Here is a 24,832-nt window from a genome sequence, read left to right as displayed (position 1 = left end):
GAATGGTGGGCGCGTCAGTTGCGTGCGTCGAGCGCGGCCGCGAGCGTGGAGTCGGTCAGTGACGCCGGTTCGGGTTCGCCGCGATGCGAGCCGGCGGCACGACCCGGCCCGATCCTGAACCAGATCGCGTACATCGCCGGCAGGAACACCAGCGTGAGAATCGTGCCGGCGAACGTGCCGCCGATCAGCGTGTACGCGAGCGTGCCCCAGAACACCGAATGCGTGAGCGGAATGAACGCGAGCACGGCCGCCATCGCGGTGAGGATCACCGGCCGCGCGCGCTGCACGGTCGCCTCGACGACCGCATGGAACGGATCGAGCCCGGCCTGTTCGTTCTGATGGATCTGCCCGATCAGGATCAGCGTGTTGCGCATCAGGATTCCCGACAGCGCAATGAGCCCGACCAGCGCGTTGATGCCGAACGGCTGCCCGAACAGGATCAGCGTCGGCACCACGCCGATCAGCCCGAGCGGGCTCGTCATGAACACCATCACCATCGCCGAGATCGAGCGCACCTGGAAGATGATGATGACGAGCGTGATCGCGAGCATGATCGGGAACAGCGGCAGCATCGCCTTCGTCGCCTTGCCGGATTCCTCGATGGAGCCTGCTTCCTCGATCCTGTAGCCGCTCGGCAACCGCGCGACGATCGGCTGAAGCTGCTTCGTGATCGCGGCCGATACGTCCGGCGGCTGCAAGCCGTCGGCGATGTCGCCGCGCACCGTGATCGTCGGCACGCGATCGCGCCAGCGCAGGATCGGCTCCTCCATCCGTACGTCGACCTTGCCGACCTGCGACAGCGGAATGCGCTGCCCGTTCGCGCCGGCGAGCGTGAAGTCGTCGAGCCGCGCCGGGTCGAGCCGCGCGTCGCCGCCCGAACGCGCGACGACCTGCACGGTCCGGATATCCTCGCGCACCGCGGTGACGGGCACGCCGGTCAGCAGGAACTGCAACTGCTGCGCGACCGCGCTGGACGTCAACCCGACCGCCTGCAGGCGATCCTGCTGCAACGTGAAATGCAGCGTCGGCGCGCGCGTGCCCCAGTCGGCATTGACCGTGCGCATCATCGGGCTGCCGTTCATCACGTGCCCGACGTCGGACGCGATGCCGCGCAGCGTGTCCGGATCGGGGCCGGTGACGCGATACGCGACCGGGAACGGCGAATACGGGCCGAACACGAGCTGCGTGACGCGCACGCGCGCTTCGGGCGCAAGGCCGTCGGCGACGGCGCGGCGCAGGCGCGCCTTCAACGCGTCGCGTTCGTCCTGGCTGTCGGTGCGCACCACGATCTTCGCGAACGACGGATCGGGCAGCTCCGGCCCCATCGCCAGATAGAAGCGCGGCGCGCCCTGGCCGACGTACGCGGTGACGATCCGCGCTTCCTTCTGCTTCGCGAGCCACGCTTCGACTTTCGACGCGGCGGCGCTCGTTTGCGACATCGACGTGCCGTACGGCATCTGCACCTCGACGAGCACCTCGGGGCGATCGGAGATCGGGAAGAACTGCTTCTTGACGACCGCCATGCCGAGAATGGCGAGTACGAACAGGCCGACGACGGACCCCGCGACCAGCCATTTACGCGCGATCACGCGCGTCAGCAGCTGGCGGAAGCGGTTGTAGCGCGGCGTGTCGTAGATCGCGTCGTGGCCGCCTTCGATCTTCCTGAACTCGGGCAGCATCTTCACGCCGAAATATGGCGTGAACACCACCGCCACGACCCACGACGCGATCAGCGCGATCCCGACGATCCAGAACATGTTGCTCGTGTATTCGCCGGCGGTGGAGCGCGCGAAGCCGTTCGGCATGAAGCCGACCGCGGTCACCAGCGTGCCGGCCAGCATCGGCGCGGCCGTGTGGCTCCACGCGTAGGCCGACGCGGCCACGCGCCCGTAGCCTTCCTCCATCTTCACGACCATCATTTCGATCGCGATGATCGCGTCGTCGACGAGCAGCCCGAGCGCGAGGATCAGCGAGCCGAGCGTGATGCGGTCGAAGTTCTTGCCGGTGGCGGCCATCACGACGAACACCACGGCCAGCGTCAGCGGCACGGCCGCGGCGACGACGAGTCCCACGCGCCAGCCCATGCTGACGAAGCTCACCAGCATGACGACGAGCAGCGCGGCGAAGAACTTGACCATGAACTCGTCGACGGCCGAGCTGATGTTCACGGATTGATCGGTGACCTTGGTCAGGCTCATGCCGAGCGGCAGTTCGCGGTTGATCGCGCCGACTTCACCGTCCAGCGCGCGGCCGAGGTCGAGCCCGTTCCAGCCGTCGCGCATCACGATGCCCAGCAGCAGCGCGGGTTCGCCGTTGTTGCGGATCATGAACGTCGACGGATCTTCGTAGCCGCGCTCGACGGTCGCGATGTCCGACAGCTTCAGCGTGCGGCCCTGCGAGACGATCGGCGTGTCGCGGATCTTCTGCAGCTTGTCGAACGCGCCGTCCACGCGAATGAAGATCTCCGGCCCGCGCGTCTCGACGGAGCCGGCCGCCGTCAGCACGTTCTGGCCGTTGAGCGCCGCGAATACGTCCTGCGGACTCACGCCGAGCGTCGCGAGCCGGTCGTGCGACAGCTGCACGTAGATGCGCTCGGCCTGCTCGCCGATGATGTCGACCTTCTTCACGCCCGCCACGTGCAGCAGCCGCTGACGCAACGCTTCGGCGTCGCGCACCAGCAGGCGCTGCGGTTCGCCCCTGGCCTTCAGCGCGAACAGCGCGAACGTGACGTCCGCGTATTCGTCGTTGACCATCGGGCCGATCACGCCGGCCGGCAGGTTGGTCGCCTCGTCGCCGATCTTTTTCCGTGCCTGGTAGAACTGCTCCTGCACTTCAGACGGCGGCGTGCTGTCGAGCAGCGTCAGCGTCGTGATCGCGAGGCCCGGACGCGTATAGGTTTCGGTACGGTCGTACCAGCGCAGCTCCTGCATGCGCTTTTCGATCTTTTCGGCAACCTGGTCGTGCATTTCCTGCGCGGTGGCGCCCGGCCATGCGGTGATGACGGTCATCACCTTGATCGTGAACGCCGGATCTTCCGCGCGGCCCAGCTTGAAGAACGACACGAGGCCGGCCAGCGAAATCAGGCAGACCAGGAACAGCGTGATCGCGCGCTCGCGCACGGCGAGCGCGGACAGGTTGAAGCGGCGTTCGCTCACGGCCGTGCTCCTTCGCTCGCGATGGTGGCGGGCGGCGCAGACACGCGGACCGCTTCGCCTTCGTGCAGCAACTGCGCGCCGAGTGCGACGACGCGCTCGCCTGGCTTGAGCGCGCCGTCGCCGGACACGCGCGCGCCGTCGTCGTCGAGATGTTCGACCTTGACCGGCCGCCACGTCACCTTGGCCGGTTCGCCGGCGACGACCCACACGCCGGGCCCGTTGCCCGCGTCCAGCAGCGCGCCGATCGGCACCTGCATGCCGGGTTGCGAAGCCGTGCGCGCGTCGTCCGCGATGCGGATCGTGACGGTCGCGCCGAGCGGCGCATTGGCCAGCGCGCCCTGCAGCACGTAGCGCGCTTCGAAAGTACGCGTTCTCGCATCCGCGGTATCGGAAAGCTGGCGCAGCGTCGCGGGGACGCCGACGTCCGGCTTGCCGAACAGCCCGGCCTGCGCGAGCGACCCAATCGCCGGGCGCAGGGTTTCCGGCAGCTGGATCACGGCCTCGCGGCTGCCGGCGTGCGCGAGCCGCACCACCGGCTGCCCCGCGCTAACGACCTGACCGGGCTCCGCGAGCGTTTCCATCACCACGCCGTCGCCGTCCGCGACGAGTTGCGCATAGCCGGTCGCATTGCGCGCGACGTCGGCGTCGGCCTCGGCGGCGCTCAACTGCGCTTTCGCGGCATCGGCCGCGGCCTTGGCCTGGTCGTACGCGGATGCCGATATCGCACCGGTGCCGCGCAGGTCGCGGTAGCGGGCTTCGTCCTCGGCGGTCTGCCGCGCGCGGGCCCGTGCGGCGGCGACCGCCTCGTCGCGGGCGCGCGCCGCGAGCTTCAGGTCGACCGGGTCGAGCCGCATCAGCGGCTGGCCGCGCCGCACGGTTTGCCCGGTATCGACGAGCCGCTCCAGCACCTTGCCGGCTACCCGGAAGCCGAGATCGCTCTGCACGCGCGCGGCGACGGTTCCGGTAAACGAGCGGGACGCGGGGACGGCCGCCTGCACGACGGCGGTGCGCACGAGCGGCGCCTCCGTGCGCGGATCGGACGGCGCTTTTCCGCTGCAGGCGGCTAGCGCGACGGGCAGTGCGGAAGCGACTGCGAAGAAAGCGAGGCGACGCCGAACCATGAAAGACCCAGTGATGAAGTGATCGGGGCTTTCATTGTGTATCTAGTGACCAATATAGTCAATGGTCACAAATGGGAGTGCATCACGGCGCGAGGCTTCGGAGGACGAGGCTGGACAGTTGGGCGGGCGCGGCGTCGGTCGTGTCGAGGTTGTACTGCAGTAGCAGCGGGTTCAGGTACGGCCGCATCACGAGGTAGATCGCGGTCGCGGTTTCGTCCAGCGGCGTCTTGCGCTCGAACTCGCCGTTTTGCCGGCCTTCCTGCAGGACGTCCTGCAGCAGCTTCTGCACGCGCGCCTCGTAGGCCTGCACCGACGGCCAGTTTTCGGTGGCGGCCGACGCCGCGATGTCGTACAGCTTGCGGTCGCGGAAAAACAGCCGCAGGCTCGCCTCGGTGAAGACCTTGAACATTCGCCGCAGCTTTTCGGTAGGCAGTTCGGCCTCGGCGACAGCCGCGCGCACGTCCGTCTCGATCTCGTGCAGGCAGTGCGCGCAGATCATCTCGCCGATCGCCTGTTTCGACTCGAAGAACTTGTAGATATAGGCCTTCGAGAAGCCGATCGCCTTCGCGAGGTCCGACACGGTCGTCTTTTCGTAGCCGTACCGGCTGAAGTGCTCGGTGGCGGCGGCCACGATCTGGTCGCGGACGTCGTGGTCGGCCGGGCCGCGCGCGGGCGCCGGGGAAGGGTCGATTTTTTTCATGGGCTGCAACGGACAGGAATGGACAACGAGTGACTATTTGGTATTATAGTCACTACCGGATTCTTGCTAAAGCCCACATGCTACCCAAACCCATCGTTGCCGCGGCGCTGGCCGCCATCTTGTCGGCGGGGTGCGCCGTCGGTCCCGACTATGTGCGGCCGGACGTGGCGATGCCGCAGCAGTTCCAGGGTCAGCGCGCCGTGGACCAGCGCCACGCGGCGGCCGACGCCGACCTCGCGACGTGGTGGACGGGCTTCGGCGATCCGCAACTGACGCAATACATCACGCTGGCGCTCGCGCAGAACCTCGATCTTGCGCAGGCCGCGGCGCGCGTCGCGCAGGCGCGCGCGGGGCTCGGTGCGGCGAACGCGGCGCTGCTGCCGTCGGGCAATGTAAGCGGGCAGGCCGCGCGCGTCTACCAGTCGGTCGAAACGCCGTTGGGGCGCGTGTTGAATTCAACACCCGGTTTCGACCGTCATGGCAACGACTACGAGGCCGATCTCAACGCGAGCTGGGAGCTTGACGTATTCGGCGGATTGCGCCGCGGCCGCGAAGCGGCGCTCGCCGATTATCAGGCATCCGAAGCGGCGGCGGTCGCGACGCGGCTCGCCGTCGCCGCGCAAACCGCGGACACCTACATCACGATTCGCGGGTTGCAGGGCCGCCTCGACGTCGCGCGGCGCCAGGTGCGGACCGAGCAGGATCTGCTGTCGACGCTCAACCTGCTCTATGGAAAGGGCCTCGCGGCGGAGCTTCAGGTGAGGCAGGCCGAAGGCGCGCTCGCGCAGGTACGCGCGACGGTGCCGGTGCTCGAAGCGGCGCTGGACGCGGCGATGAATGCGCTCGACGTGATGCTCGGCGCGCAGCCCGGCACGCATCGCGCAGAATTGCTCGCCGGCGGCGACGTGCCGGTTGCGCCTCGGATTGCGGCGACGGGCACGCCCGGCGAACTGCTCCGGCGCCGGCCCGACCTGATCGTCGCCGAGCGGCGCGTGGCGGCGTCGAACGCGCGCATCGGCGTGGCCATCGCCGAGTATTACCCGAAGTTTTCGCTGAGCGGGCTGATCGGCAGCGCGACGACGATGGGCGCGGGCAACCTGTTTGCCGGCGGCGCGAACCAGGCGGCGGGCGTGCTCGGGCTGCGCTGGCGCCTGTTCGACTTCGGCCGGATCAATGCGCAGATCGCGCAGGCCAAAGGGCAGGATGCCGAAATGCTGGCCGCGTATCGGCTCGCGGCGCTGCACGCGACCGAGGACGTCGAGAATGCCTTCTCGGCGCTCGTCAAGCGGGACGAGCAGGCAGCCATTCTCGGCGACGGCGTGAATTCGCTCGGCCGCGCGCGGACCGCATCGTTCGCGGCTTACCAGAAAGGGGTGGTCAGCCTGATCGAGGTGTTGCAGGCCGACGAAAGCCTGCTGCGCGCATCGGACGAACGCGTGCAGGCGCGAACCGAAGCGGCGCGCGCGGCGGTCGCGGCGTTCAAGGCGCTTGGCGGTGGATGGCAGGCGCCGGAAGCGCAGGCTGTTGCGAGCCGGTAGCGGAACGGATCGATGGCCTTCGACCCGGTCGGCAGCGCCGCGATCAGCACTGGAGGACTGAAGATGAAAATCAGCGAACTGGCCGAATTCGATGGCTCGAAGTACCTGAAGGACGAAGAAGCGATTCGTCACTACCTGGCGCAGGCGTTCGAAGATGGGGATCCTCGATTGATCCAGGCCGCGCTCGGGAACGTCGCGAAGGCGCGCGGCATGATGGCGCTGGCGCGCGAGTCCGGTGTGAAGCGTGAAGCGCTCTACCGCGGCGGCCCACGGCTGATATCGTCAGGGCCGGGCTGAAACATTCGTGCCGGGTCGGTCCGCATTGATCCGGCCGGCATCGCAGGGGAAGCCCCGCGAGCAGCACGCCGCTACCGCTTGATCGCCCCCCGCAACCGCCTCACATCCTGCTCCGACACCGGCGCCGCCCGATTCCCCCACGCCCCGCGCACGTAGCTGACCACCGCCGCGATCTCGCCGCTCGTCAGCGCGCCGCGCATCGCCGGCATCCGCTGCACCGGCCCCGGCTTGCCAGGCGCGGGCCGCGCACCTTCGACCACGATCCGGATCGTGCTCGTCGGATCGGCCGCGAGCACGATCGAGCTGCCCGCGAGCGCCGGCCCGTGATCGGGTACGCCTTTACCTTCGGCGCCATGGCAGCGTGCACAGAACTCCGCATACACGCCGGCCCCCGGCGCTTGCTGATCGCCTTCCGGACGCGGGCCGGCAACCGTCAGCCGCGGCACGCCCACGCCCAGCGGATTCGTCGCGGCAGTCGGTTGCGCAGGCAACGACTTGAGGTACACGGCGATCGCACGACGATCGTCCTCCGTCAGCAACGCCGTGCTTTCGCCGACGACCGGCGCCATCGCGCCGAACACCGCGCCGCGCGCCGCATGACCGCTGCGCAGGAACGCGGCGATGTCGTCGGCCGACCACCGGCCGAGGCCGTCCGGAACCGCACCGGTCAGGTTCGGCGCGAACCAGTGGTCGTTGATGCCGCCGGTCAGGAACGCGGGGCTGCGTTCGTCGTAGCCGCGTTCGTTGTAGGCCGGCCCGCGCGGCGTATGGCACGCGCCGCAATGGCCGAGCCCCTGTACGAGATACGCGCCGCGATTCCATTGCGCCGATTGCGACGGCTGCGGCGTGAACCGGTCGCGGTTCGCGAACACGAGGCTCCACAGCCCGAGCGCCCAGCGCTGGTTGAACGGAAACGGCAGTTGCGTGAGTTTCGCCGTATTCGCGGACGGCGCGACGCCGCGCATGAAATACGCATACAGCGCGCGCACGTCGTCGTCGCTCAGGTGCGCGAACGACGGGTACGGCATGGCCGGATACAACCGGCTGCCGTCCGCGCGCACGCCGCGCCGCATCGCATCGTCGAATTGCCGTAGCGTGTAGTGGCCTATGCCGTGCGTCGGGTCCGGCGTGATGTTCGGCGCATAGATCGGCCCGAACGGCGAATGCACCGGCTGGCCGCCTGCGTACGGCGTATGGTCGGCCGCGTCGTGGCACGCGGCGCAATCGCCGGCGAGCGCGAGATAGCGGCCGCGTGCGCGCGTCGCGGCGTCGGCGCTCGCGGCCGCCGCGGCGATTATCGGGCGGCGGGCAGTCGAGGCAGACGCAGCATCGGGCGGCGGAGTGGGCGCCGCGGACGATGTCGCATCCGCCACTGACGCGTCCCGGTCGCGTGACAGCCGACGGTCGTCCTTCACGCGAGCGGACATCGACGCGCCGGCATCGGCCGCCGACGCGCGAATCCGCACGAACCGCCAGCCCGATGCGGGCTCGGGCGCTTCCGCCGCCGACGCGGCGTCGGCCGTGTCGCCGGCCGCGGCCGCGTTGTCGTCGCGCTGCATGTCGCATCCGCAGAGCGCGATGCATACCGCAAACGCGACACCCGCGCGGTGGCCCAGAACTCGGAACGGGAACGGAAACGAAGCGAACGGGATCAGCGCCATGGACTGCAAGGCCCCACGAAAGCGGTGACGATCCCCGTAAACACTAGACCGATCACGAAACCGAGCGCCGCGAGCATGCCGCAGCGTGCGAGAAAGCGCGTACTGCCGTCGCGCGTCGCGGCATGCGCATCGGCATCGTGCCGGTGCCGCCACGCGTGCGCGAGCCAGGTCGCGCAGGCCGCGGCCAGCGCGAACGCGCCCGCGGCGATCAGCGCGAGCCACACGCCGACGTGCGCCCAGCGCGGCGCGGCCTGCGCGACACCGAGCGGATAGCACGCGGTGGACGCGAGCGTCTCCGACACCAGCATTTGCGCGAACCACAGCGCGGGCGCGCCGACGAGGCCGGCCGCGATCGCGAGCAACGGTGTCCACGCGCGTCGTGCATCGCTCATCCCGTGCCCCTCAGCCAGAACGGCGACACATACAGCGCGGTGAAGATGAACAGCCACACGATGTCGACGAAGTGCCAGTAGAACCCGCCGACCGTCAGCGCGACGCGTCGCTCGCGGCCGAAGAAACCGGCGGCCGTCCACGCGGCGAGCAGCGCGAGGATCGCGAGACCGGCCACGACGTGCGCGAGGTGGAACCCGGTGATCGTGAAGTAGAGGCTGCCGTACAGGTGCGCGGTCGGGCCGTACGGGTGATCGCGCCATTCGTGCAACTGAACGAGCGCGAACACGGTGCCGAGCACGAGCGCGACGACGAGCAGCGCGACCGCGCGCGCCTGCCGGCCGGCCCGCACCGCGCGCTCGGCGAGCCACACGAACACGCTGCTCGACAGCAGCACGACCGTGTTGGCGGCCGCGAGCCCGATCTTCGGCATCCCTTCGGGCGGCCACGGTGCGGACCACTGCGACTGCAGGTAGAAGTAGCAGAACAGCAGGTAGCCGAACAGTCCGGCCTCGGTCATGATCAGCGTGAGCATGCCCCACCAGCCGCCCGCGCGTTCGCCGCAACTGCCGACCGGCAGCGGCTCGATGCACGCGGCCGGCGCGGCTGCCGGCGCCGTCGCCGACGGCGGCTCGTCCGGATGACGCCCGGCGGCCGCGGCAGGCGCCTGCGTGTCGGCGCGGACCGGCAGGCGCGCGCGTTGTCCGAGTTCGCGGCGCGGCCACAGCCACGCGGCGATCGCGATCGCGCAACCGGCGACTGCCACGCACACGAGCGTCGGCGAGCGCGCGAGCATCGCCGCGAACACGGCGGTCGCGAGCAGCGCGAGCACGAACGGCATGCAGCTGTCTTCGGGCATCTTCAGGATCGCGCTCGGCGCGGCGGCGAGCGGCGTGACCGCGAGCGCCTCGCGCCCATCGGCGAGCCGGTAGCCGACCCGCAGGCTGGTGCGCGCCGGATCGTCGCGCGTTTCCCACAGCGGATGCCGCGACGCGACGAGCGGCAGCACCGCGAAGTTGTACACGGGCGTCGGCGACGCGACCGACCATTCGAGGCCCGCCGCGCCCCACGGATTCTCGCTGGCGCGCACGCCGCGCCGCGCGCTCACCAGCGCGTTGACGACGAACATCACGATGCCGATCCCGAACACGAACGAGCCGATCGTCGTCAGCAGGTTCGACGTGTCCCAGCCCATCCCGGACGGATAGGTATAGATGCGGCGCGGCATCCCGAGCAGCCCGGAAATATGCATCGGGAAGAACCCGAGATTGAAGCCGACCAGCACGACCCAGAAGGTCAGCTTGCCGAAGCGCTCGTTCATCATCCGCCCGGTGAATTTCGGGAACCAGTACGCGACGCCGCCGAGCACCGGAAACACGTTGATGCCGAGCAGCACGTAGTGCAGGTGCGCGACGACGAAGTACGTATCGGTGAGCTGCCAGTCGAGCGGCACGGCCGCGGTCATCACGCCGGACACGCCGCCGATCACGAACATCAGCACGAAGCCCGCGAAATACAGGAACGGCGTGCGAAACACGGGGCGGCCGGTCCAGATCGTCGCGATCCATGCGAACACCGCGACCGCGCTCGGAATCGAGATCAGCATGCTCGCGGCGCCGAAGAACGCGAGCGCGAGCGGCGCGATGCCCGTCGCGAACATGTGGTGCACCCACACCTCGAAGCCGATCAGCATCGTCGCCACCGTCGATACCGCGACGGCCTCGTATGCGACGAGCGGGCGTCGGCAGAAGGTCGGCAGCGCGTCCGACACGATCCCCATTGCCGGCAGCACGACCACGTAGACCCACGGATGCGCGAACATCCAGAACAGGTGCTGCCACAACAGCGGACGGCCGCCGTGCGCGACGTCGAAGAAATGCGTGCCGGCATTGCGGTCGAGCCACAGCAGCAGGAACGCGAGGCTCACCGACGGCACCGCGACGAGGTTCGCGACCGACGCGGTCAGCGTGCCCCACACGATGATCGGCACCCGGTCGATCGACATGCCGTGCGCGCGCATCCGCAGCAGCGTGACGACGAAGTTCGCGGCGCCGCCCGTCGTCGAGATGCCGAGCAGGATCATCCCGAGCGCGTAGATGTCGATGTTCGCGCCGGCGCTGTAGTCGAGCGACGTGAGCGGCACGTAGTTGAACCAGCCGCCGTCCGGCACCGCGCCGAGCGGAAAGCTCGCGTACAGGAACAGCCCGGCGAACAGGAACGCCCAGTACGAGAACGCGTTCAGCCGCGGAAACGCCATGTCGCGGGAGCCGAGCATCAGCGGCCACAGATAGTTCGCGAAGCCGGACAGCACGGGCAGCGCGTACAGGAAGATCATCGTGACGCCGTGCATCGTGAACAGCGAATCGTATTGCGCGGGCGTGAGCAGCGTCGCGTTCGGCCGCGCGAGCTGGATGCGCATCAGGAGCGCCTCGACGCCGCCGAGCAGCAGGAATGCGAACGCGGTGACGATGTAGCGCAGCCCGATGCGCTTGTGATCGACGGTGCCGAGCCAGCCGCGCCAGCCGGGTTCCGATTCCCACAGCTCGGCCAGCGCGCGCTCGTGCGCGGAACCGGGCGGCGCGTCGCCGAGATCGGGTACGCGGCTGAGCGGGGCGGGCGTGTCGCGGGCAATGGCCATCGGCATCCTCGGTTCAGTGCAGCGTCGCGAGATACGCGGAGAGATCGTCGGCGTCGCGCGGCGCGAGCGCGATCGACGGCATCAGCGATTGCGGCTTGATTTGCTGCGCATGCGCGATCCAGCGGCGCAGGTTGTCCGGCGTGTTGTCGAGCGTGCCGGCCGCGAGCAGCCGGCGCGTGCCGACGTGCGTGAGATCGGGGCCCGCGTCGCCCGTCGCGTCGGTGCCGCGCACCGCGTGGCAGCCCGCGCAGCGCGCGGCGAACACGCGCTGGCCGCGTCGTTCGGCGCCGGCGCTCGCCGTGGGTGCCTGGGCCGGTTGGCGCTGCGCGGCGAGCCACGCACGAAACGCGTCCGGCGGCTCGGCCACGACTTCGAACGCCATGTGCGCATGCTGCGCGCCGCAGTATTGCGAGCATTGGCCGCGGTAGATGCCCGGCCGGTCGGCCTGCAGCCATTGGCGGTTGGTCTGGCCGGGAATCGTCTGCGTCTTGCCGGCGAGTTGCGGCACCCAGAACGCATGGATCACGTCGGCGCTCTTCAGTTCGATCGCGACGGGCTCGCCCACCGGAATACGGATTTCGTTCGCGGTGACGAAGCCCGGGCCGTTCGCATCGTCCGGATAACGAACGGCCCACCACCAGTCTTGCGCGGTGACGACGATCGTCAGCGCGGGCGGACGCGGCGGCGCCGCGATCGCGCCCAGCACGCGCAGCATGTACACGAGCGCGCCGAACAGCAGCAGGATCGAGATCACGGTGCCCACGGTCACGATCGTCAGCCCGCTGCCGTAGCCGCCGCCCGCCTGCGCGCGACGACGAAACAGCGCGATCAGCAGCAGCACCGCGATCGCGACGCACACGAACGAGCACAGCGCGAGCAGCGCCCAGCCGAGCACGAAGACCGGCTGCGCGGCGGGGCCTGCCGCGTGGATCACGTACGCGAGCGGCAGCGGCGCGGCCGGATTGCCGGGCTCGGCACGCTCGGCGGCCGCGCGCGCGACGATCGGCGCGGCCGCCCAAGCGAACGGTGCGATGCATGCGATATGACGCGTGTTCCTGGACAGCGGGACGAGCAACGCGACTCCTTGCCGCATTCGGCGGCGTGACGACAACCGTTCGCGGCAGAGCAAGTTTCGTGCGCGCGCGGCTCGCACGTATGCAGTCGTGCGGGGGTGCGGAATGCCGCGCGCAACGGCCGGTACGTCACAGCCGGCTTGTAAATCGAGTGACGCGTTTTTACGCGCGCGTGTGGCGGGCGGAAGGTCGTTTGCTGTGCGGATCAAGTTCCGGAACGGCGCGACAGCGACAGCGGCGGCGTGCCGGCCATCATCGCAAAACGCCAGAACCGACCGTGAACGTCGCGCCGTCCCGCGGCCTTACGATTCGCCTTTCCCGTCCTTGCTGCCCTTGCCGGCCTTGTCGGCCTTGTCGCCGTGGTCGCCCGGCAGCACGGCCGACAACACCTGCCGCGCGGTCTCGACGATCACGTTGCCCTCGCGCGGGTCGCCCCTCACCAGCGTTTCGGCGAAATGCTTCGCCTGCTGCAGCGTCACGTGCGGCGGCAGCGGCGGCACCTCCGGGTCGCTCTTCACTTCGAGCACGACCGGCCGGTCGGACGCGAGCGCTTCGTCCCACGCGGCGCCGAGCTGTTCCGGATCGTCGACGTAGATACCCTTGAGGCCGAGCAGCGTCGCGAAGCGGTAGTACGGCACGTTCGGGATCTGCTGCGACGCGTCGAACTTCGGGTCGCCTTCCATCACGCGCTGCTCCCACGTGACCTGGTTCAGGTCCTCGTTGTTCAGCACCATGCAGATCCAGCGCGGATCGGGCCACTGGCGCCAGTATTTCGCGACGGTAATCAGCTCGGCCATGTTGTTCATCTGCATCGCGCCGTCGCCGACCATCGCGATCACCGGGCGCACCGGATGCGCGAATTTCGCGGCGATCGCGTAGGGCACCGCGGCGCCCATCGACGCGAGCCCGCCGGACAGCGAGCCCATCATCCCGCGCCGCATCATCAGGTCGCGCGCATACCAGTTCGCGCAGGAGCCCGAATCGCTCGTCAGGATCACGTCGTCGGGCAGGCGCGGCGACAGCTCGGTAAACGCGCGCTGCGGATTCACGCCGCGCCCGGCGCTCGCCTTCGCGGCCGCGCGCGCCGCGAGCGTGTCGTGCCAGTCGCGGTTCCATTTCGCGATCCGGTCGCGCCACGTGGTGTCGCGCCGCTCGTTCAAGAGCGGCAGCAGCGCGCGCAGCGTCTCGGCGCTGTCGCCGACCAGATTGACTTCCATCGGGTAGCGCAGGCTCAGCATGTCGGCCTTCAGGTCGATCTGCACGCCGCGCGCCTGGCCTTCCTTCGGCAGGAATTCCGAATACGGAAAACCGGAGCCGACGACCAGCAGCGTGTCGCATTCGGTCATCAGCGCGTAGCTCGGCTTGGTGCCGAGCAGCCCGATCGACCCGGTGACCCATGGCAGGTCGTCCGGCAGCGCGGCCTTGCCGAGCAGTGCTTTCGCGGCGCCCGCGCCGAGCTTGTCTGCTACCGCGATCACTTCGTCGGTCGCCTTCAGCGCGCCGGCGCCGACCAGCAGCGCGACTTTCGAGCCCGCGTTGAGCACGTCGGCCGCGCGTCGCAGGTCGTCCGCATACGGCACGACTTTCGGCGCGGTATAGCCGACCCCCGAATGCACGGTGCCGTGCGCGCGTTTCGGCGGCGCGTAGTCGAGTTCCTGCAGGTCGTTCGGCAGCACGAGCGCGGTGACCGCGCGCGCGCCGAGCGCGGTGCGCACCGCGCGGTCCACCAGATGGCGCACCTGGCCCGGCACCGTCGCAAGCTGAACGAATGCGCCTGCAACGTCCTTGAAAAGCGCCGGAAGATCCACTTCCTGCTGGTAGTGGCCGCCGAGTGCCGCGCGCGCCTGCTGGCCGACGATCGCGAGCACCGGCATGTGGTCGAGCCGCGCGTCGTAGAGGCCCGTCACGAGGTGCGCGGCGCCCGGGCCCGACGTCGCGACGCATACGCCGAGCTCGCCTGTAAATTTTGCATGCGCGGACGCCATGAAGGCCGCCATCTCCTCGTGGCGCGCCTGGATGAATTCGATCTTGCCGTCCGCGCGGTTCAGCGCGCCGAAAAATCCGTTGATGCCGTCGCCCGGGTAGCCGTAGATGCGGCGCACGCCCCAGTCGTACAGCCGTTCGACGATGAAATCCGCCACTGTCGCCATGCCGTTTCTCCTTGGTTCGGGATGAGCCGATGCGAGGCGGCCGCGCAAGGCACGTGCCGCGCCGCGTGCGTCGGGCACATCGGTTGCCCGCCTGTGGCCGATACGACGTGTGCTGACGAGCGAGGATGCCGCACGCGAACCGTTCACTTTCTTGTCGAGGAATCGTCACATGTCTGCATTCAACCGTTCGTTCATACGCCGCGGTGCAGCCTGCGCGTTGCTGGCCGCGTGCGCGACGGCGCTGCCCGCAGCCGGACAGTTGCGCCCGCCCGATCCTGCCAGCGTGCCCGACACGTCCACGCAGGCGTTCAAGCGCGCCGATCGCAAGATGATGGAAGCGATGGAAAGCGCGCCATATACGGGCGACGCCGACCGCGATTTCGTCGCGCACATGGCGCCGCATCACCAGGGCGCGATCGACATGGCGCAGGTCGAGCTCAAATACGGCAAGGACCCGACGCTGCGGCAACTCGCGAGCCGGATCGTCGCCGCGCAGCGCGACGAGATCGCGCTGATGGAGCGCTGGCAGAAGGCGCACGGCAAGACGCCGTGAACCGCGATGCGAGACGGAGATACGCAGCCGGCCGGTCCGGCGGTTTCGCATCCGGCACGCGCCGATCCCGGACCCGCGCCGACGCAATGGCCGCGCGCACGGGCAGCCGCGGCAGGAGGCACGATGCATGGACGATAAGCGTGCGGCCGAAGATCGCGCGATCGACAGCGTGGCCGACTACATGGCCGTGATCGGCGCGCAGCGGCAGACGATGGCGCTGCGGCTGTTTCGCGGCCAGTGCAACGCGGGCTGGCCGCTCGTGCCGGGTATTGCGCGGCAGCGCGCGTCGCCCGACGTCGAAGCGCGGATGCTCGACGAATTCGCGCGGCGCGCGCTGCCGCATCTCGAACCCGGACAGAACCTCGATGCGTGCGACTGGCTCGCGCTCGCGCAGCAGCACGGGATGCGCACGCGCTTGCTCGACTGGTCCGGCAACGCGCTGGCCGCGCTGTGGTTCGCGGTCAGGCGCGCGGGCGAATCGGGCGGCGACGGCGTGGTGTGGTGCCTGTCGCACGACGCCGACGACATCGCGACCGCCGCCGAACGGCGCGCGCCGCTGGAGGTCACGCGCACCAAGGTGTTCCGGCCGCGTCACGTGATGCCGAGGATCACCGCGCAGGACGGCTGGTTCACGATCCACCGTTATGACCCGCGCGGCGAGCGCTTCGTGCCGCTCGACGAGGACGCGGACCTCGCCGGCCGCCTGATGCGGATCGTCGTGCCGGGCGGCCGGTTCGCGACGATCCGGCAGGAGTTGGCCGGCGTCGGCGTGAGCATCGCGACGATCTTTCCGGATCTCGACGGCATCGCGCAACTGACCGACACGCGCTATTTCCCGGACGACGAGGACACGCACACGCCGCAGTAAACCCCGCGCGGGCCGTGCGGCCGGGCACGCGCGATGCTTGTCTCGACGGCGCGCACACGGGACCGAACCCCAAGTCCCCAGCTTGCGACCGGTTCGCGGCGGGCGGCAAGGCGGCTCATGCGCGCATTCAAACAAACGATCGAATCCGGAGGCTTTCATGCGCGAACCCCACGAACCCCCGAGCGGCCGTCGCGACAAGGCGTGCGAGCCCGGCGCCGGTTCCCGGCCGGCCGGGAACACCGTCACCCGCGCGTTCGAACGCTTTGCGTCGGGCGTGACCACCTGGGCCGGCTCGCCGGTGGCATTCGGCAGCGCGGTCGCCATCACCGTGCTGTGGCTCGTCAGCGGGCCGCTGTTTCACTACTCCGACGCGTGGCAGCTCGTGATCAATACCGGCACCACGATCATCACGTTCCTGATGGTGTTCCTGTTGCAGCGCAACCAGAACCGCGACAGCGTGGCGTTGCATCTGAAGCTCGACGAGCTGCTCGCGGTCACGCGCGCGGCGAGCGACCGGCTGATCGGGATCGAGGATGCGTCCGAGGAGGAATTGCGCGCGTTGGCGCAGACCTACGTCGAGATGGCGCAGCGCGCGGCCGAGCGCGGCGAGGACGAGCCGGGCGGGAAGCGCGCGGAAACGGCCGACGCGCCGTCCGAATCCTGATCGTCGGATCTCCCGATCTTCCGGTCTCCCGGTCGAGCGATGCGCGGCCCGATGATTTTTCAAACGCTTGTCGTTTCCGGCGCCGCGTCGCGGCGCGACCGCGTGCACGCGCTGCCTGCAGCGGGGAACGGCACGTGCTGCACACCGAGACGAAGCCCGGTCGTTCCGGGTATTGCGTATGGTGCTTCCATGAACTCCAGAACTCCTTCGAATCCGCTGTTGAATATTGCGGTGGCCGTCGCCTGCGGGGCGGCCGCGATGTACTTCCTCGATCCGTCGTCCGGCCGGCGTCGGGGGGGGGGGTGTGGGGGGCAGGCGGGGCCGGGGGGGGGGCGGGGGGGGCGCGGGGGGGGGGCGGGGCGGGGGGGGGGGCGGCGGGGCGGGGGGGGGGGGGGGGGGCGCTCGGCCGGCTCGTCGGTCGCCCGCGCGACATCGACGTCAGCGTCGAGCACGGCAACGTGTGCCTGACCGGACAGGTCGAGGAGGCCGAACGGCAGGCGCTGATCGACGGCGTCGCCGCGCTGCACGGCGTGCATCACGTCGAGGACGCGATGGGCGCGCGCAGCGAATACAAGGCGTCGCCCGACGGTCATTCGCACTGACGCGGCCGCGGCTGCCCGCACTGGCGGGGGGCCGGCGAACGAGTACGACACGCATTCGGCGCACGCACGGCTGCCGGTACGACGGCAGCCTGGCGCCTCAACCGGAGCAAGCCCATGACCGACCGCCAGCCCCCCGATACGACGCCCCCGCATCCGGAGCCCGGCGCGCACGACGCGCTCGAACACCTGCTCGGCAGCCTGCATCGGCACGGCTTCCTGCGCTTCGCGAACGAGGTCGTCAGCGCGAACGCGCGACTCGCCGACACGTTCGTCGACGCGCTCGACAAGTCCGGCATGCAGAGCGGCATGCAGAATCTCGCGATGCTGGTGACGGCGCTGTCGCGCATTCCGCCGGAACAGTTCGGTCGCGCCGCGTTCGCGGCGGCCGACGCGCTGCATCACGTCGGCGCGTGGCAGCCGGCGCAGCACGAGCATGTCGCGCCCGGCGTGCGCGGCATCTATCGCCTGCTGCACGACGCGGCGCTGTGGGATGCGTTGACGCCGCTGCTCGAAGGGCTGAAAGTCTTCGCGCAAGGGCTCGCGCGCGATCCGCAGTCGCCGGTCGCCGGGCTCAACGAGACGACGAAAGGCGCGTGACCGCGTCCGGTTGCAAGCCGCTGGCGATGCACAGGCCCGCGAACTGACGGATGATGCGCTGGGTCGGCGCGCTCGCCGGCCAGTGCGATACCGCGTCGATGCCGACCCAGCGGCACAGCGCGATTTCGCGGCCCGGGCACGCGTGCGCGCCGCGCGGCAGACTCGCGACGAACACGTGATGGCGCTTCACGCTGCCGTCCACGTAGAAGAAATACGCGAGTTCGAGATCGACAAGTCCCGTTTCCTCCCGAAGCTCGCGATGCGCGGCGTCGAGTGCCGATTCGCCGCGCCGGATCACGCCGCCCGGCAGCGTCCAGCGCGACGATCGCCCGCGCGCGACCAGCAGCACGCGCCGGTTGCGAACGCAGACGATCGTGGCGCGTTCCTTCGCCAGCGGCGCGAGCGGCACCGCGCGGACGGGGAAATCGGACGGGTCGGGTAGCGTCATGCAGGGCAGGGGGTGGGTGATTGAAAGATCCATGCGCCTGTGCCGCAACGTGCGTTCCTGCGTCGCCGTCGCGCGGGGCGGTGTGTGGACGATTCGGGCGAACGTGTCGATCGTCGCCCGCGAATTTTCAACGGCTTGTCATTTCTGCCGCCGTTCCGTGCGGCCGCTTCGGGACGGCGGGCGGGCCGCGCGAGGCGCGGCGATCACGTGCGGCCGTGTTCGCCAGATGGCGGACGATGCGGCGACGTGCCGTTTTCCTTCCCGGCCGGCTTGCCTTCGGCGGGGGCGTGCGCGCTGCGTGGCGGCGGCGTGGTCGTGCCGCGGCGCTTGCCCTCGGGGCCGGGCGTGCTGTCGCCGCGATCTTCGTCGCGTGTGTCGGTGTCGAGTGAGGTCGAGCGTGTCATGGTTCGAGCGTCCTGTCGGGGCGGTTGAAGCGTACGCAGCGCGCATCGGGCGTGCCGCGGTCGAGCGCAGCCCGTTGCCGGGCCCGCTGTTTGCTTGATCGCGCGCTTGAGGTCGGCGCGGGCAATGACGCCCCCCCCCGCCGCCTGGAGCTCCGTTTCATGCCCGATGCGATCTTGTGCCCGTTATCCGTTCGTCAGCGATTCGGCGTCGCGTTCCGGCGCGCGTCGACGCCCGGACGGGACGGCGCCGGCGCGCCGGACGCGCTTGCGCCGGCGATGGCCGGCGTCGTACCGTCGACGCCGCTGCGCGTGCCGTGGCCGGCGTTCGAGCGCCGGCCGCCCGCCGTCGCGCGGGCGGGCGACGGCCAGTCCGGCGCCGGCGGCTCGGGCGCCGCGCCGGGCGGCAACGGCGAGCGGCCGACCGACGCGCCGGGCGGCGGTGGCGGCGACCACCATCCGCACGACGATCGCGGCGGCCGCACCGGCGGCGACGGAGATGGCAACAACGGCGAAGGCGAACGCAAGCGGCCCGGCAAGAAGCCGCTGATCATCCTCGGCGCGGTGGTGTTCGTGCTGCTCGTCGGCGGGCTCGTGTGGTGGTTCGCGACGCGCAACCAGGAAAGCACCGACGATGCGTACACCGACGGCAACGCGGTCGCGGTCGCGCCGCACGTGTCCGGCTACGTGACGCGGCTGGCGGTCGACGACAACACGTTCGTGCGGCGCGGCGACGTGCTCGTCGAGATCGATCCGCGCGACTACCGCGCACAGGTCGACGCCGCGCAGGCGCAGCGCGGTCTCGCGCAGGCGCAGCTCGATGCGGCGCGCGTGCAGCTCGACATCGCGCGCGTGCAGTATCCGGCCCAGTACCGGCAGGCGCGCGCGCAGATCGAATCCGCGGAAGCCGCGTACCGGCAGGCGCTCGCCGCGCAGGCGCGGCAGCGCGCGGTCGATGCGCGCGCAACCTCGCAGCAGGCGATCGACGCGGCCGACGCGCAACGCGCGACCGCCGACGCGAACGTCGCGATGGCCCAGGCGCAGGCGCGCACCGCGAGCCTCGTGCCGCAGCAGATCCGGCAGGCCGAGACGGCCGTCGAGGAGCGTCGCCAGCACGTGCTGCAGGCGCGCGCGCAGCTCGAGACGGCCAACCTGAACCTGTCGTACTGCGAGATGCGTGCGCCGTCCGACGGCTGGGTCACGCGGCGCAACGTGCAACTGGGCTCGTTCCTGCAAGCGGGCACGTCGATCTTCTCGATCGTCACGCCGCGCGTGTGGATCACCGCGAATTTCAAGGAGTCGCAGCTCGAGCGGATGCGCGTCGGCGACCGCGTCGACGTGTCGGTCGACGCGTATCCCGATCTCGATCTGCACGGCCACGTCGACAGCATCCAGCTCGGCAGCGGCTCGCGCTTCTCCGCATTCCCGACCGAGAACGCGACCGGCAATTTCGTGAAGATCGTGCAGCGCGTGCCGGTGAAGATCGTGCTCGACGGCCCGCTGCCGAACCGTCCGCCGCTCGGTCTCGGCCTGTCGGCCGTGCCGACCGTCCACCTGAAATGACCGGCCGCCGTGCCGCGACCGGTGTCGACCGGAGCGATCCGATGCCCGATACCCGCATGCCGTTCTTGCCTGACGAGGCCCGCCGATGAACCGGCCACCCGAGCGCAGCGGCGCATCCGATGGCACGTGGCGTCCCGCCGCGAACCCGTGGCTCATCGCGATCGTCGTCACGCTCGCCGCGTTCATGGAGGTGCTCGACACGACGATCGTCAACGTCGCGCTGCCGCACATCGCCGGCACGATGTCGGCGAGCTACGACGAGGCGACCTGGACGCTCACGTCGTATCTGGTCGCGAACGGCATCGTGCTGCCGATCTCTGGGTTCCTCGGACGCCTGCTCGGCCGCAAGCGCTACTTCCTGCTGTGCATCGCCGCGTTCACCGTGTGCTCGTTCCTGTGCGGCGTCGCGACCAACCTCGGCGAACTGATCGTGTTCCGCGTGCTGCAGGGGCTGTTCGGCGGTGGGCTGCAGCCGAACCAGCAGTCGATCATCCTCGATACGTTCCCGCCCGCGCAGCGCAACCGCGCGTTCTCGATCTCGGCGATCGCGATCGTCGTCGCGCCGGTGCTCGGGCCGACGCTCGGCGGCTGGATCACCGACCATTTCTCGTGGCGCTGGGTGTTCCTGCTCAACGTGCCGATCGGCGCGCTGACCGTGCTCGCGGTGATGCAGCTCGTCGAGGATCCGCCGTGGCGGCGCGGCGCCGAACGCGGGATTTCCATCGACTACATCGGCATCGGGCTGATCGCGATCGGGCTCGGCTGCCTGCAGGTGATGCTCGATCGCGGCGAGGACGAGGACTGGTTCGGCTCGAACTTCATCCGCGTCTTCGCCGTGCTGTCCGCGCTCGGGCTGGTCGGCGCGACGCTGTGGCTGCTGCGCACGAAGAAGCCGGTGGTCGACTTGTCGTGCCTGCGCGACCGCAATTTCGCGCTCGGCTGCGTGACGATCGCGACGTTCGCGGCCGTGCTGTACGGCAGCGCGGTGATCGTGCCGCAGCTCGCGCAGCAGCGGCTCGGCTACACGGCGACGCTCGCGGGGCTCGTGCTGTCGCCCGGCGCGCTGCTGATCACGCTCGAGATTCCGCTCGTGAGCCGGCTGATGCCGCACGTGCAGACGCGCTATCTGGTCGGGTTCGGCTTCGTGCTGCTGTGCGTTTCGCTGATCTATTCGCGCACGCTGGTGCCGGACATCGACTACACGCACCTGATGATGATCCGCTGCGCGCAGTCGCTCGCGATCGGCTTCATGTTCGTGCCGATCACGACGCTCGCGTACCTGACCGTGCCGCAGCGGCTCAACGACGACGCGTCCGCGCTGTTCACGATGTTCCGCAACGTCGCGGGCTCGATCGGCATCTCGGTGTCGACCGCGCTGATCCGGGAGCGCACGCAGGCGCGCATGGCGCATCTGTCCACGCACATGTCGACGCTGTCGCAGAACTTCCAGGATGCGCTGCAGGAGAACGCGCGCGCGGTGGGCGCGTTGACGGGGGCGCCGCCGTCATCCGCGCTGCAGACGGCCACCGGGCGGCTGTACGAGACGTTCATCGCGCAGGCGACGATCCTCGCGTATATCGACGTGTTCGCGATCCTCGCGGTGTTTTGCGCGTTCAGCATTCCGCTGACGTTCCTGTTCTCGCCGGCGAAGGCCGCGGGCGGCGCGGGAGGGCATTGACATGCGCATGCATCGGAACAATCGTCGCCGCCACCTGATTCGTCCCATCGTGTGCCGCGCGGTGACGCTATTCGCGGGATGCGCGATCGTCGCGGGCTGCACCGTCGGACCCGACTACCAGCCGCCGCAAGCGGACGTCCCGGACACCTGGCATGCGATGCGGGCGGACGGGCAGGCGGCCGCCCCCGCGTCCGGCGTCGCCGCACGGTCGTCGCCGACGGTCGACGCCGATCCCGATCCGCGCTGGTGGCGCGCGTTTGGCGATCCACTGCTCGACCAGCTCGTCGAGCGCGCGGCGCACGACAACCTCGACGTGCAGGCCGCCGTGCTGCGCATCGCGCAGGCGCGCGCGCAGGTGCGGGCCGCTGCCGCACAGGGCTTGCCGGACGTGCGCGCGAACGCGAGCTACCAGCGCGAGCAGCTCGGCCTGAAAGGCATCGTCGAGGAGCAGGGCATCGACCAGCGCGTCGATTGTCTCGGCGCGCCGGGCTCGCCGCTCGACCGGTTCGGGCCGGGCACCGGCGAGAGCGTGCAGCAAGGCGCGCGCGGCGCGCTCGATGCGCTCGAATCGCCGGTCAACCTGTGGCAGGCCGGGTTCGACGCATCGTGGGAGCTGGACCTGTTCGGGCGCGTGCGCCGCTCGGTCGAAGCGGCCGGCGCGCAGACGCGCGCGGCGGTCGCGGGCCGCGACGATGCGCTGCTGTCGCTCGAGGCCGAAGTCGCGCAGACCTATCTGCAACTGCGGGGCGCGCAAGCGCAACGCGCGCTGGCCGACGACCTGCAACGCGCGCAGCGCGAACTGGTCGACCTGACGCGCGAGCAGGCCGCGCACGGTCTCGCGAGCGATCTCGACGTGCGCAGCGCCGAGGCCCGGCTCGCGCAGATCCGCGCGCAACTGCCGCAGTTCGACCAGCAGATCGTGCTGCTGCGCAACGGTCTCGCGTATCTGGCCGGCGGCGCGCCGGGCGCGCTCGACGACTGGCTCGACGCGCCGCGCGCGTTGCCGGACGTGCCGCCGACCGTGCCGGTCGGCCTGCCGTCGACACTCGCGCGCCGACGCCCCGACATCCGTCGCGCGGAGGCCGAGCTGCACGCGGCCACCGCCGACGTCGGCGTCGCGGTCGCGCAGTTCTATCCGGACGTCTCGTTGACCGGGCAGGTCGGCCTGCGCGCATCGCACGTGCGCGAACTCGCGCACTGGTCGCACCTGTTCTATGCGTTCGGGCCGGCCGTATCGCTGCCGATCTTTTCCGGCGGGCAGCTCGTGTCGAACCTGCGGCTGTCGCAGGCGCGCCAGGCCGAAGCGGCGCTCGCTTACCGGCAAGCCGTGCTCGTCGCGCTGCGCGACGTCGACAATGCGCTGGCCGTGTACCGCACCGACCAGGCGCGCGCGGCCGCGCTCGACGACGCGGTGCGGGCCGAACAGGGCGCGCTGGACCTCGCGCGCGATCGATACCGGAAGGGCTTGTCGCCGTTCCTCGACGTACTGGACGCCGAGCGGCAATGGTCGGAGGGCCGGCAGCAAGCCGAGCAGGGCGCGTTGCAGACGACGACCGATCTCGTCGCGCTGTACAAGGCGCTCGGCGGTGGATGGCAGGCCGGACCGGATACGGATACCGGTACGGCACGGGCGCAGTAGCCCCGAGCGCGCGCCGGGCATCGCGGGCCGCGCGCTACGCAGCTCGTCCGCTCACGCGCGGCCTCAATCCCACGCGTGCTTGCTGAACTGATAGCCCTTCGAGCGGATGGTCTTGATCCGTTTCGGTTCGTTCGCATCGTCGCGCAGCTTGCGGCGCAGCTTCGAGATGCGGCCGTCGATCGAGCGATCGAGGCCGTCGAACGCGATGCCGCGCAGCAGCAGCGTCAGGTCTTCCCGGCTGACCACCTCGCCGGCGCGGCACGCGAGCGCCCACAGCAGGTCGAATTCGGTCGACGTCAGGCGCGGCATGCTGCCGTCCGGAAGATGCACGCGGCGGTCGGCCCGGTCGATGGAGAACTTGCCGAACACGTATCGCTGCGGCGAATCCGGCACGGGGTCGCCCGTCGGCGCGCGCGTACGCCGCAACTGCGCCTTGATCCGCGCGAGCAGCAGGCGCGGCTCGACCGGCTTGCGGAGAAAGTCGTCCGCGCCGAGTTCCAGGCCGAGCAATTCGTCGAACGGTTCGTCGCGGCCCGTCACCATGATCACGATGCCGTCGTAGTGCATGCGCGCCTCGCGGCAGATCTCGAAGCCGTCCTTGCCCGGCAGATTGACGTCGAGCAGCACGAGGTCGGGGCGGCTCGCGACGATCGCCGGCACCGCGCCGGCGCCGTCGAACAGCGTATCCACCAGGTAATGATGCTTGCGCAGATAATCGGCGATCAGCGCGGACAGCGGGACGTCGTCTTCGACGAGCAGGATTCGGATGGGCATCGCTAAACGAAGGGGCAAACGGGAAGGTGGCGAGCGGTCAGGCCCAGTCCGAGCGCGTCGTAGCCGAAGCGACGTGGATGATACTGCGCAACATTCCAACGGAATGTGGCGAATTCTGAATCGTTCGGTGAGCTTAGCTATGGGGGAATCGCCGCTGCCGGGTGAAACGCGGGGCGGAGCGGGGCAGGGCCGCGCGCGGCCGAAACGGGTCGATGCGAGATCCGGCGCGGCGCTCGCGACGATGCGCGAGCAGGCATCCTTCAGACGAAAACGTTTGCGCCGATGCGCTGTCGCGAACGTCGTTCGCACTGGCCGAACCCAG

Annotated in this window: 19 protein-coding genes and 2 pseudogenes; 10 read left to right on the top strand and 11 right to left on the bottom strand. The window is 69.9% G+C overall.

What is annotated here, in order from left to right:
- Positions 1-14: 14 nt before the first annotated feature.
- The 3 genes from JYG37_RS32210 to JYG37_RS32200 all read right to left on the bottom strand — a co-directional run bounded on the left by JYG37_RS32210 (position 15) and on the right by JYG37_RS32200 (position 4,976).
- Positions 15-3,155, bottom strand: a complete 3,141-nt coding sequence (locus JYG37_RS32210) for an efflux RND transporter permease subunit (protein ID WP_213346680.1) — start codon at positions 3,153-3,155, stop codon at positions 15-17.
- On the bottom strand, positions 3,152-4,276 hold the full coding sequence (locus JYG37_RS32205) for an efflux RND transporter periplasmic adaptor subunit (protein WP_089490367.1): 1,125 nt from the start codon (positions 4,274-4,276) through the stop codon (positions 3,152-3,154). Before JYG37_RS32205 ends, JYG37_RS32210 begins: the two co-directional genes overlap by 4 nt.
- Before the next feature lie 82 nt (positions 4,277-4,358).
- Complete coding sequence (locus tag JYG37_RS32200; RefSeq protein ID WP_050013935.1) at positions 4,359-4,976, bottom strand: TetR/AcrR family transcriptional regulator; 618 nt, start codon at positions 4,974-4,976, stop codon at positions 4,359-4,361.
- 77 nt (positions 4,977-5,053) lie between these two features.
- Here JYG37_RS32200 and JYG37_RS32195 point away from each other — a divergent pair, with 77 nt between their 5' ends.
- Positions 5,054-6,514, top strand: a complete 1,461-nt coding sequence (locus tag JYG37_RS32195; RefSeq protein WP_124653465.1) for an efflux transporter outer membrane subunit — start codon at positions 5,054-5,056, stop codon at positions 6,512-6,514.
- Positions 6,515-6,577: 63 nt separating this feature from the next.
- Positions 6,578-6,775: pseudogene (locus JYG37_RS32190) on the top strand (addiction module antidote protein); the annotation flags it as partial.
- A gap of 107 nt (positions 6,776-6,882) precedes the next feature.
- Here the strand turns inward: JYG37_RS32190 and JYG37_RS32185 are convergent.
- The 5 genes from JYG37_RS32185 to JYG37_RS32165 all read right to left on the bottom strand — a co-directional run bounded on the left by JYG37_RS32185 (position 6,883) and on the right by JYG37_RS32165 (position 14,723).
- Positions 6,883-8,472, bottom strand: coding sequence for a c-type cytochrome (locus tag JYG37_RS32185; protein WP_124630982.1), 1,590 nt, complete (start codon positions 8,470-8,472; stop codon positions 6,883-6,885).
- Complete coding sequence (locus tag JYG37_RS32180; protein WP_124630981.1) at positions 8,463-8,864, bottom strand: cytochrome C oxidase subunit I; 402 nt, start codon at positions 8,862-8,864, stop codon at positions 8,463-8,465. The genes JYG37_RS32185 and JYG37_RS32180 overlap by 10 nt, the downstream gene beginning before the upstream one ends.
- The gene (gene ctaD, locus JYG37_RS32175) at positions 8,861-11,500 is read right to left on the bottom strand and encodes a cytochrome c oxidase subunit I (RefSeq protein WP_124630980.1); all 2,640 of its coding nucleotides are present in this window, start codon (positions 11,498-11,500) and stop codon (positions 8,861-8,863) included. The genes JYG37_RS32180 and ctaD overlap by 4 nt, the downstream gene beginning before the upstream one ends.
- A 13-nt stretch (positions 11,501-11,513) precedes the next feature.
- Positions 11,514-12,575 carry a cytochrome c oxidase subunit II gene (gene coxB / locus JYG37_RS32170; RefSeq protein WP_176016229.1) on the bottom strand — a complete coding sequence of 354 codons (1,062 nt, stop codon included), beginning with the start codon at positions 12,573-12,575 and terminating at the stop codon, positions 11,514-11,516.
- 300 nt (positions 12,576-12,875) lie between these two features.
- Positions 12,876-14,723 carry a thiamine pyrophosphate-requiring protein gene (locus JYG37_RS32165; protein WP_213346679.1) on the bottom strand — a complete coding sequence of 616 codons (1,848 nt, stop codon included), beginning with the start codon at positions 14,721-14,723 and terminating at the stop codon, positions 12,876-12,878.
- A gap of 169 nt (positions 14,724-14,892) precedes the next feature.
- Here JYG37_RS32165 and copM point away from each other — a divergent pair, with 169 nt between their 5' ends.
- From copM to JYG37_RS32140, 5 genes and pseudogenes are all read left to right on the top strand, one after another.
- Positions 14,893-15,276 carry a CopM family metallochaperone gene (gene copM, locus JYG37_RS32160; protein ID WP_209924406.1) on the top strand — a complete coding sequence of 128 codons (384 nt, stop codon included), beginning with the start codon at positions 14,893-14,895 and terminating at the stop codon, positions 15,274-15,276.
- 127 nt (positions 15,277-15,403) lie between these two features.
- Positions 15,404-16,144 (top strand): FRG domain-containing protein, encoded by a 741-nt coding sequence (locus JYG37_RS32155; protein ID WP_213346678.1) that lies wholly within the window; start codon positions 15,404-15,406, stop codon positions 16,142-16,144.
- Between the two features lie 157 nt (positions 16,145-16,301).
- Positions 16,302-16,808, top strand: coding sequence for a low affinity iron permease family protein (locus JYG37_RS32150; protein ID WP_176016230.1), 507 nt, complete (start codon positions 16,302-16,304; stop codon positions 16,806-16,808).
- A 189-nt stretch (positions 16,809-16,997) separates the two neighbouring features.
- Positions 16,998-17,410 (top strand): annotated as a pseudogene (locus JYG37_RS32145) (BON domain-containing protein).
- 114 nt (positions 17,411-17,524) lie between these two features.
- Positions 17,525-18,007, top strand: coding sequence for a hypothetical protein (locus tag JYG37_RS32140; protein ID WP_089490373.1), 483 nt, complete (start codon positions 17,525-17,527; stop codon positions 18,005-18,007).
- On the opposite strand, the gene JYG37_RS32135 is transcribed toward JYG37_RS32140, so the two are convergent.
- Together JYG37_RS32135 and JYG37_RS32130 are read right to left on the bottom strand one after the other, a co-directional pair.
- Complete coding sequence (locus JYG37_RS32135; RefSeq protein ID WP_089490374.1) at positions 17,982-18,455, bottom strand: NUDIX hydrolase; 474 nt, start codon at positions 18,453-18,455, stop codon at positions 17,982-17,984. The genes JYG37_RS32140 and JYG37_RS32135 overlap by 26 nt on opposite strands.
- 203 nt (positions 18,456-18,658) lie before the next feature.
- Positions 18,659-18,859 (bottom strand): hypothetical protein, encoded by a 201-nt coding sequence (locus tag JYG37_RS32130; protein WP_124679643.1) that lies wholly within the window; start codon positions 18,857-18,859, stop codon positions 18,659-18,661.
- A 159-nt stretch (positions 18,860-19,018) separates the two neighbouring features.
- Here JYG37_RS32130 and JYG37_RS32125 point away from each other — a divergent pair, with 159 nt between their 5' ends.
- The 3 genes from JYG37_RS32125 (at position 19,019) to JYG37_RS32115 (ending at position 23,736) form a co-directional block, all read left to right on the top strand.
- Positions 19,019-20,419 (top strand): HlyD family secretion protein, encoded by a 1,401-nt coding sequence (locus JYG37_RS32125; RefSeq protein WP_213346677.1) that lies wholly within the window; start codon positions 19,019-19,021, stop codon positions 20,417-20,419.
- A gap of 85 nt (positions 20,420-20,504) precedes the next feature.
- The gene (locus JYG37_RS32120) at positions 20,505-22,097 is read left to right on the top strand and encodes a DHA2 family efflux MFS transporter permease subunit (protein ID WP_050017806.1); all 1,593 of its coding nucleotides are present in this window, start codon (positions 20,505-20,507) and stop codon (positions 22,095-22,097) included.
- Between the two features lies 1 nt (position 22,098).
- The gene (locus JYG37_RS32115) at positions 22,099-23,736 is read left to right on the top strand and encodes an efflux transporter outer membrane subunit (RefSeq protein ID WP_213346676.1); all 1,638 of its coding nucleotides are present in this window, start codon (positions 22,099-22,101) and stop codon (positions 23,734-23,736) included.
- 63 nt (positions 23,737-23,799) lie between these two features.
- On the opposite strand, the gene JYG37_RS32110 is transcribed toward JYG37_RS32115, so the two are convergent.
- Positions 23,800-24,510, bottom strand: coding sequence for a response regulator (locus JYG37_RS32110; RefSeq protein ID WP_124593662.1), 711 nt, complete (start codon positions 24,508-24,510; stop codon positions 23,800-23,802).
- Positions 24,511-24,832: the final 322 nt, after the last annotated feature.

The organism is Burkholderia sp. LAS2, assembly GCF_018417615.1.
Taxonomy (GTDB): domain Bacteria; phylum Pseudomonadota; class Gammaproteobacteria; order Burkholderiales; family Burkholderiaceae; genus Burkholderia; species Burkholderia sola.
This window is presented reverse-complemented; position numbering and strand designations above follow the sequence as displayed.

Coding starts and splice junctions, on each gene's coding strand:
- JYG37_RS32205 (WP_089490367.1), bottom strand. CDS start 4,276: ATGGTTCGGCGTCGCCTCGCTTTCTTCGCAGTCGCTTCCGCACTGCCC.
- JYG37_RS32200 (WP_050013935.1), bottom strand. CDS start 4,976: ATGAAAAAAATCGACCCTTCCCCGGCGCCCGCGCGCGGCCCGGCCGAC.
- JYG37_RS32195 (WP_124653465.1), top strand. CDS start 5,054: ATGCTACCCAAACCCATCGTTGCCGCGGCGCTGGCCGCCATCTTGTCG.
- JYG37_RS32185 (WP_124630982.1), bottom strand. CDS start 8,472: ATGGCGCTGATCCCGTTCGCTTCGTTTCCGTTCCCGTTCCGAGTTCTG.
- JYG37_RS32180 (WP_124630981.1), bottom strand. CDS start 8,864: ATGAGCGATGCACGACGCGCGTGGACACCGTTGCTCGCGATCGCGGCC.
- ctaD (WP_124630980.1), bottom strand. CDS start 11,500: ATGGCCATTGCCCGCGACACGCCCGCCCCGCTCAGCCGCGTACCCGAT.
- JYG37_RS32165 (WP_213346679.1), bottom strand. CDS start 14,723: ATGGCGACAGTGGCGGATTTCATCGTCGAACGGCTGTACGACTGGGGC.
- copM (WP_209924406.1), top strand. CDS start 14,893: ATGTCTGCATTCAACCGTTCGTTCATACGCCGCGGTGCAGCCTGCGCG.
- JYG37_RS32155 (WP_213346678.1), top strand. CDS start 15,404: ATGGACGATAAGCGTGCGGCCGAAGATCGCGCGATCGACAGCGTGGCC.
- JYG37_RS32150 (WP_176016230.1), top strand. CDS start 16,302: ATGCGCGAACCCCACGAACCCCCGAGCGGCCGTCGCGACAAGGCGTGC.
- JYG37_RS32140 (WP_089490373.1), top strand. CDS start 17,525: ATGACCGACCGCCAGCCCCCCGATACGACGCCCCCGCATCCGGAGCCC.
- JYG37_RS32135 (WP_089490374.1), bottom strand. CDS start 18,455: ATGACGCTACCCGACCCGTCCGATTTCCCCGTCCGCGCGGTGCCGCTC.
- JYG37_RS32130 (WP_124679643.1), bottom strand. CDS start 18,859: ATGACACGCTCGACCTCACTCGACACCGACACACGCGACGAAGATCGC.
- JYG37_RS32125 (WP_213346677.1), top strand. CDS start 19,019: ATGCCCGATGCGATCTTGTGCCCGTTATCCGTTCGTCAGCGATTCGGC.
- JYG37_RS32120 (WP_050017806.1), top strand. CDS start 20,505: ATGAACCGGCCACCCGAGCGCAGCGGCGCATCCGATGGCACGTGGCGT.
- JYG37_RS32115 (WP_213346676.1), top strand. CDS start 22,099: ATGCGCATGCATCGGAACAATCGTCGCCGCCACCTGATTCGTCCCATC.
- JYG37_RS32110 (WP_124593662.1), bottom strand. CDS start 24,510: ATGCCCATCCGAATCCTGCTCGTCGAAGACGACGTCCCGCTGTCCGCG.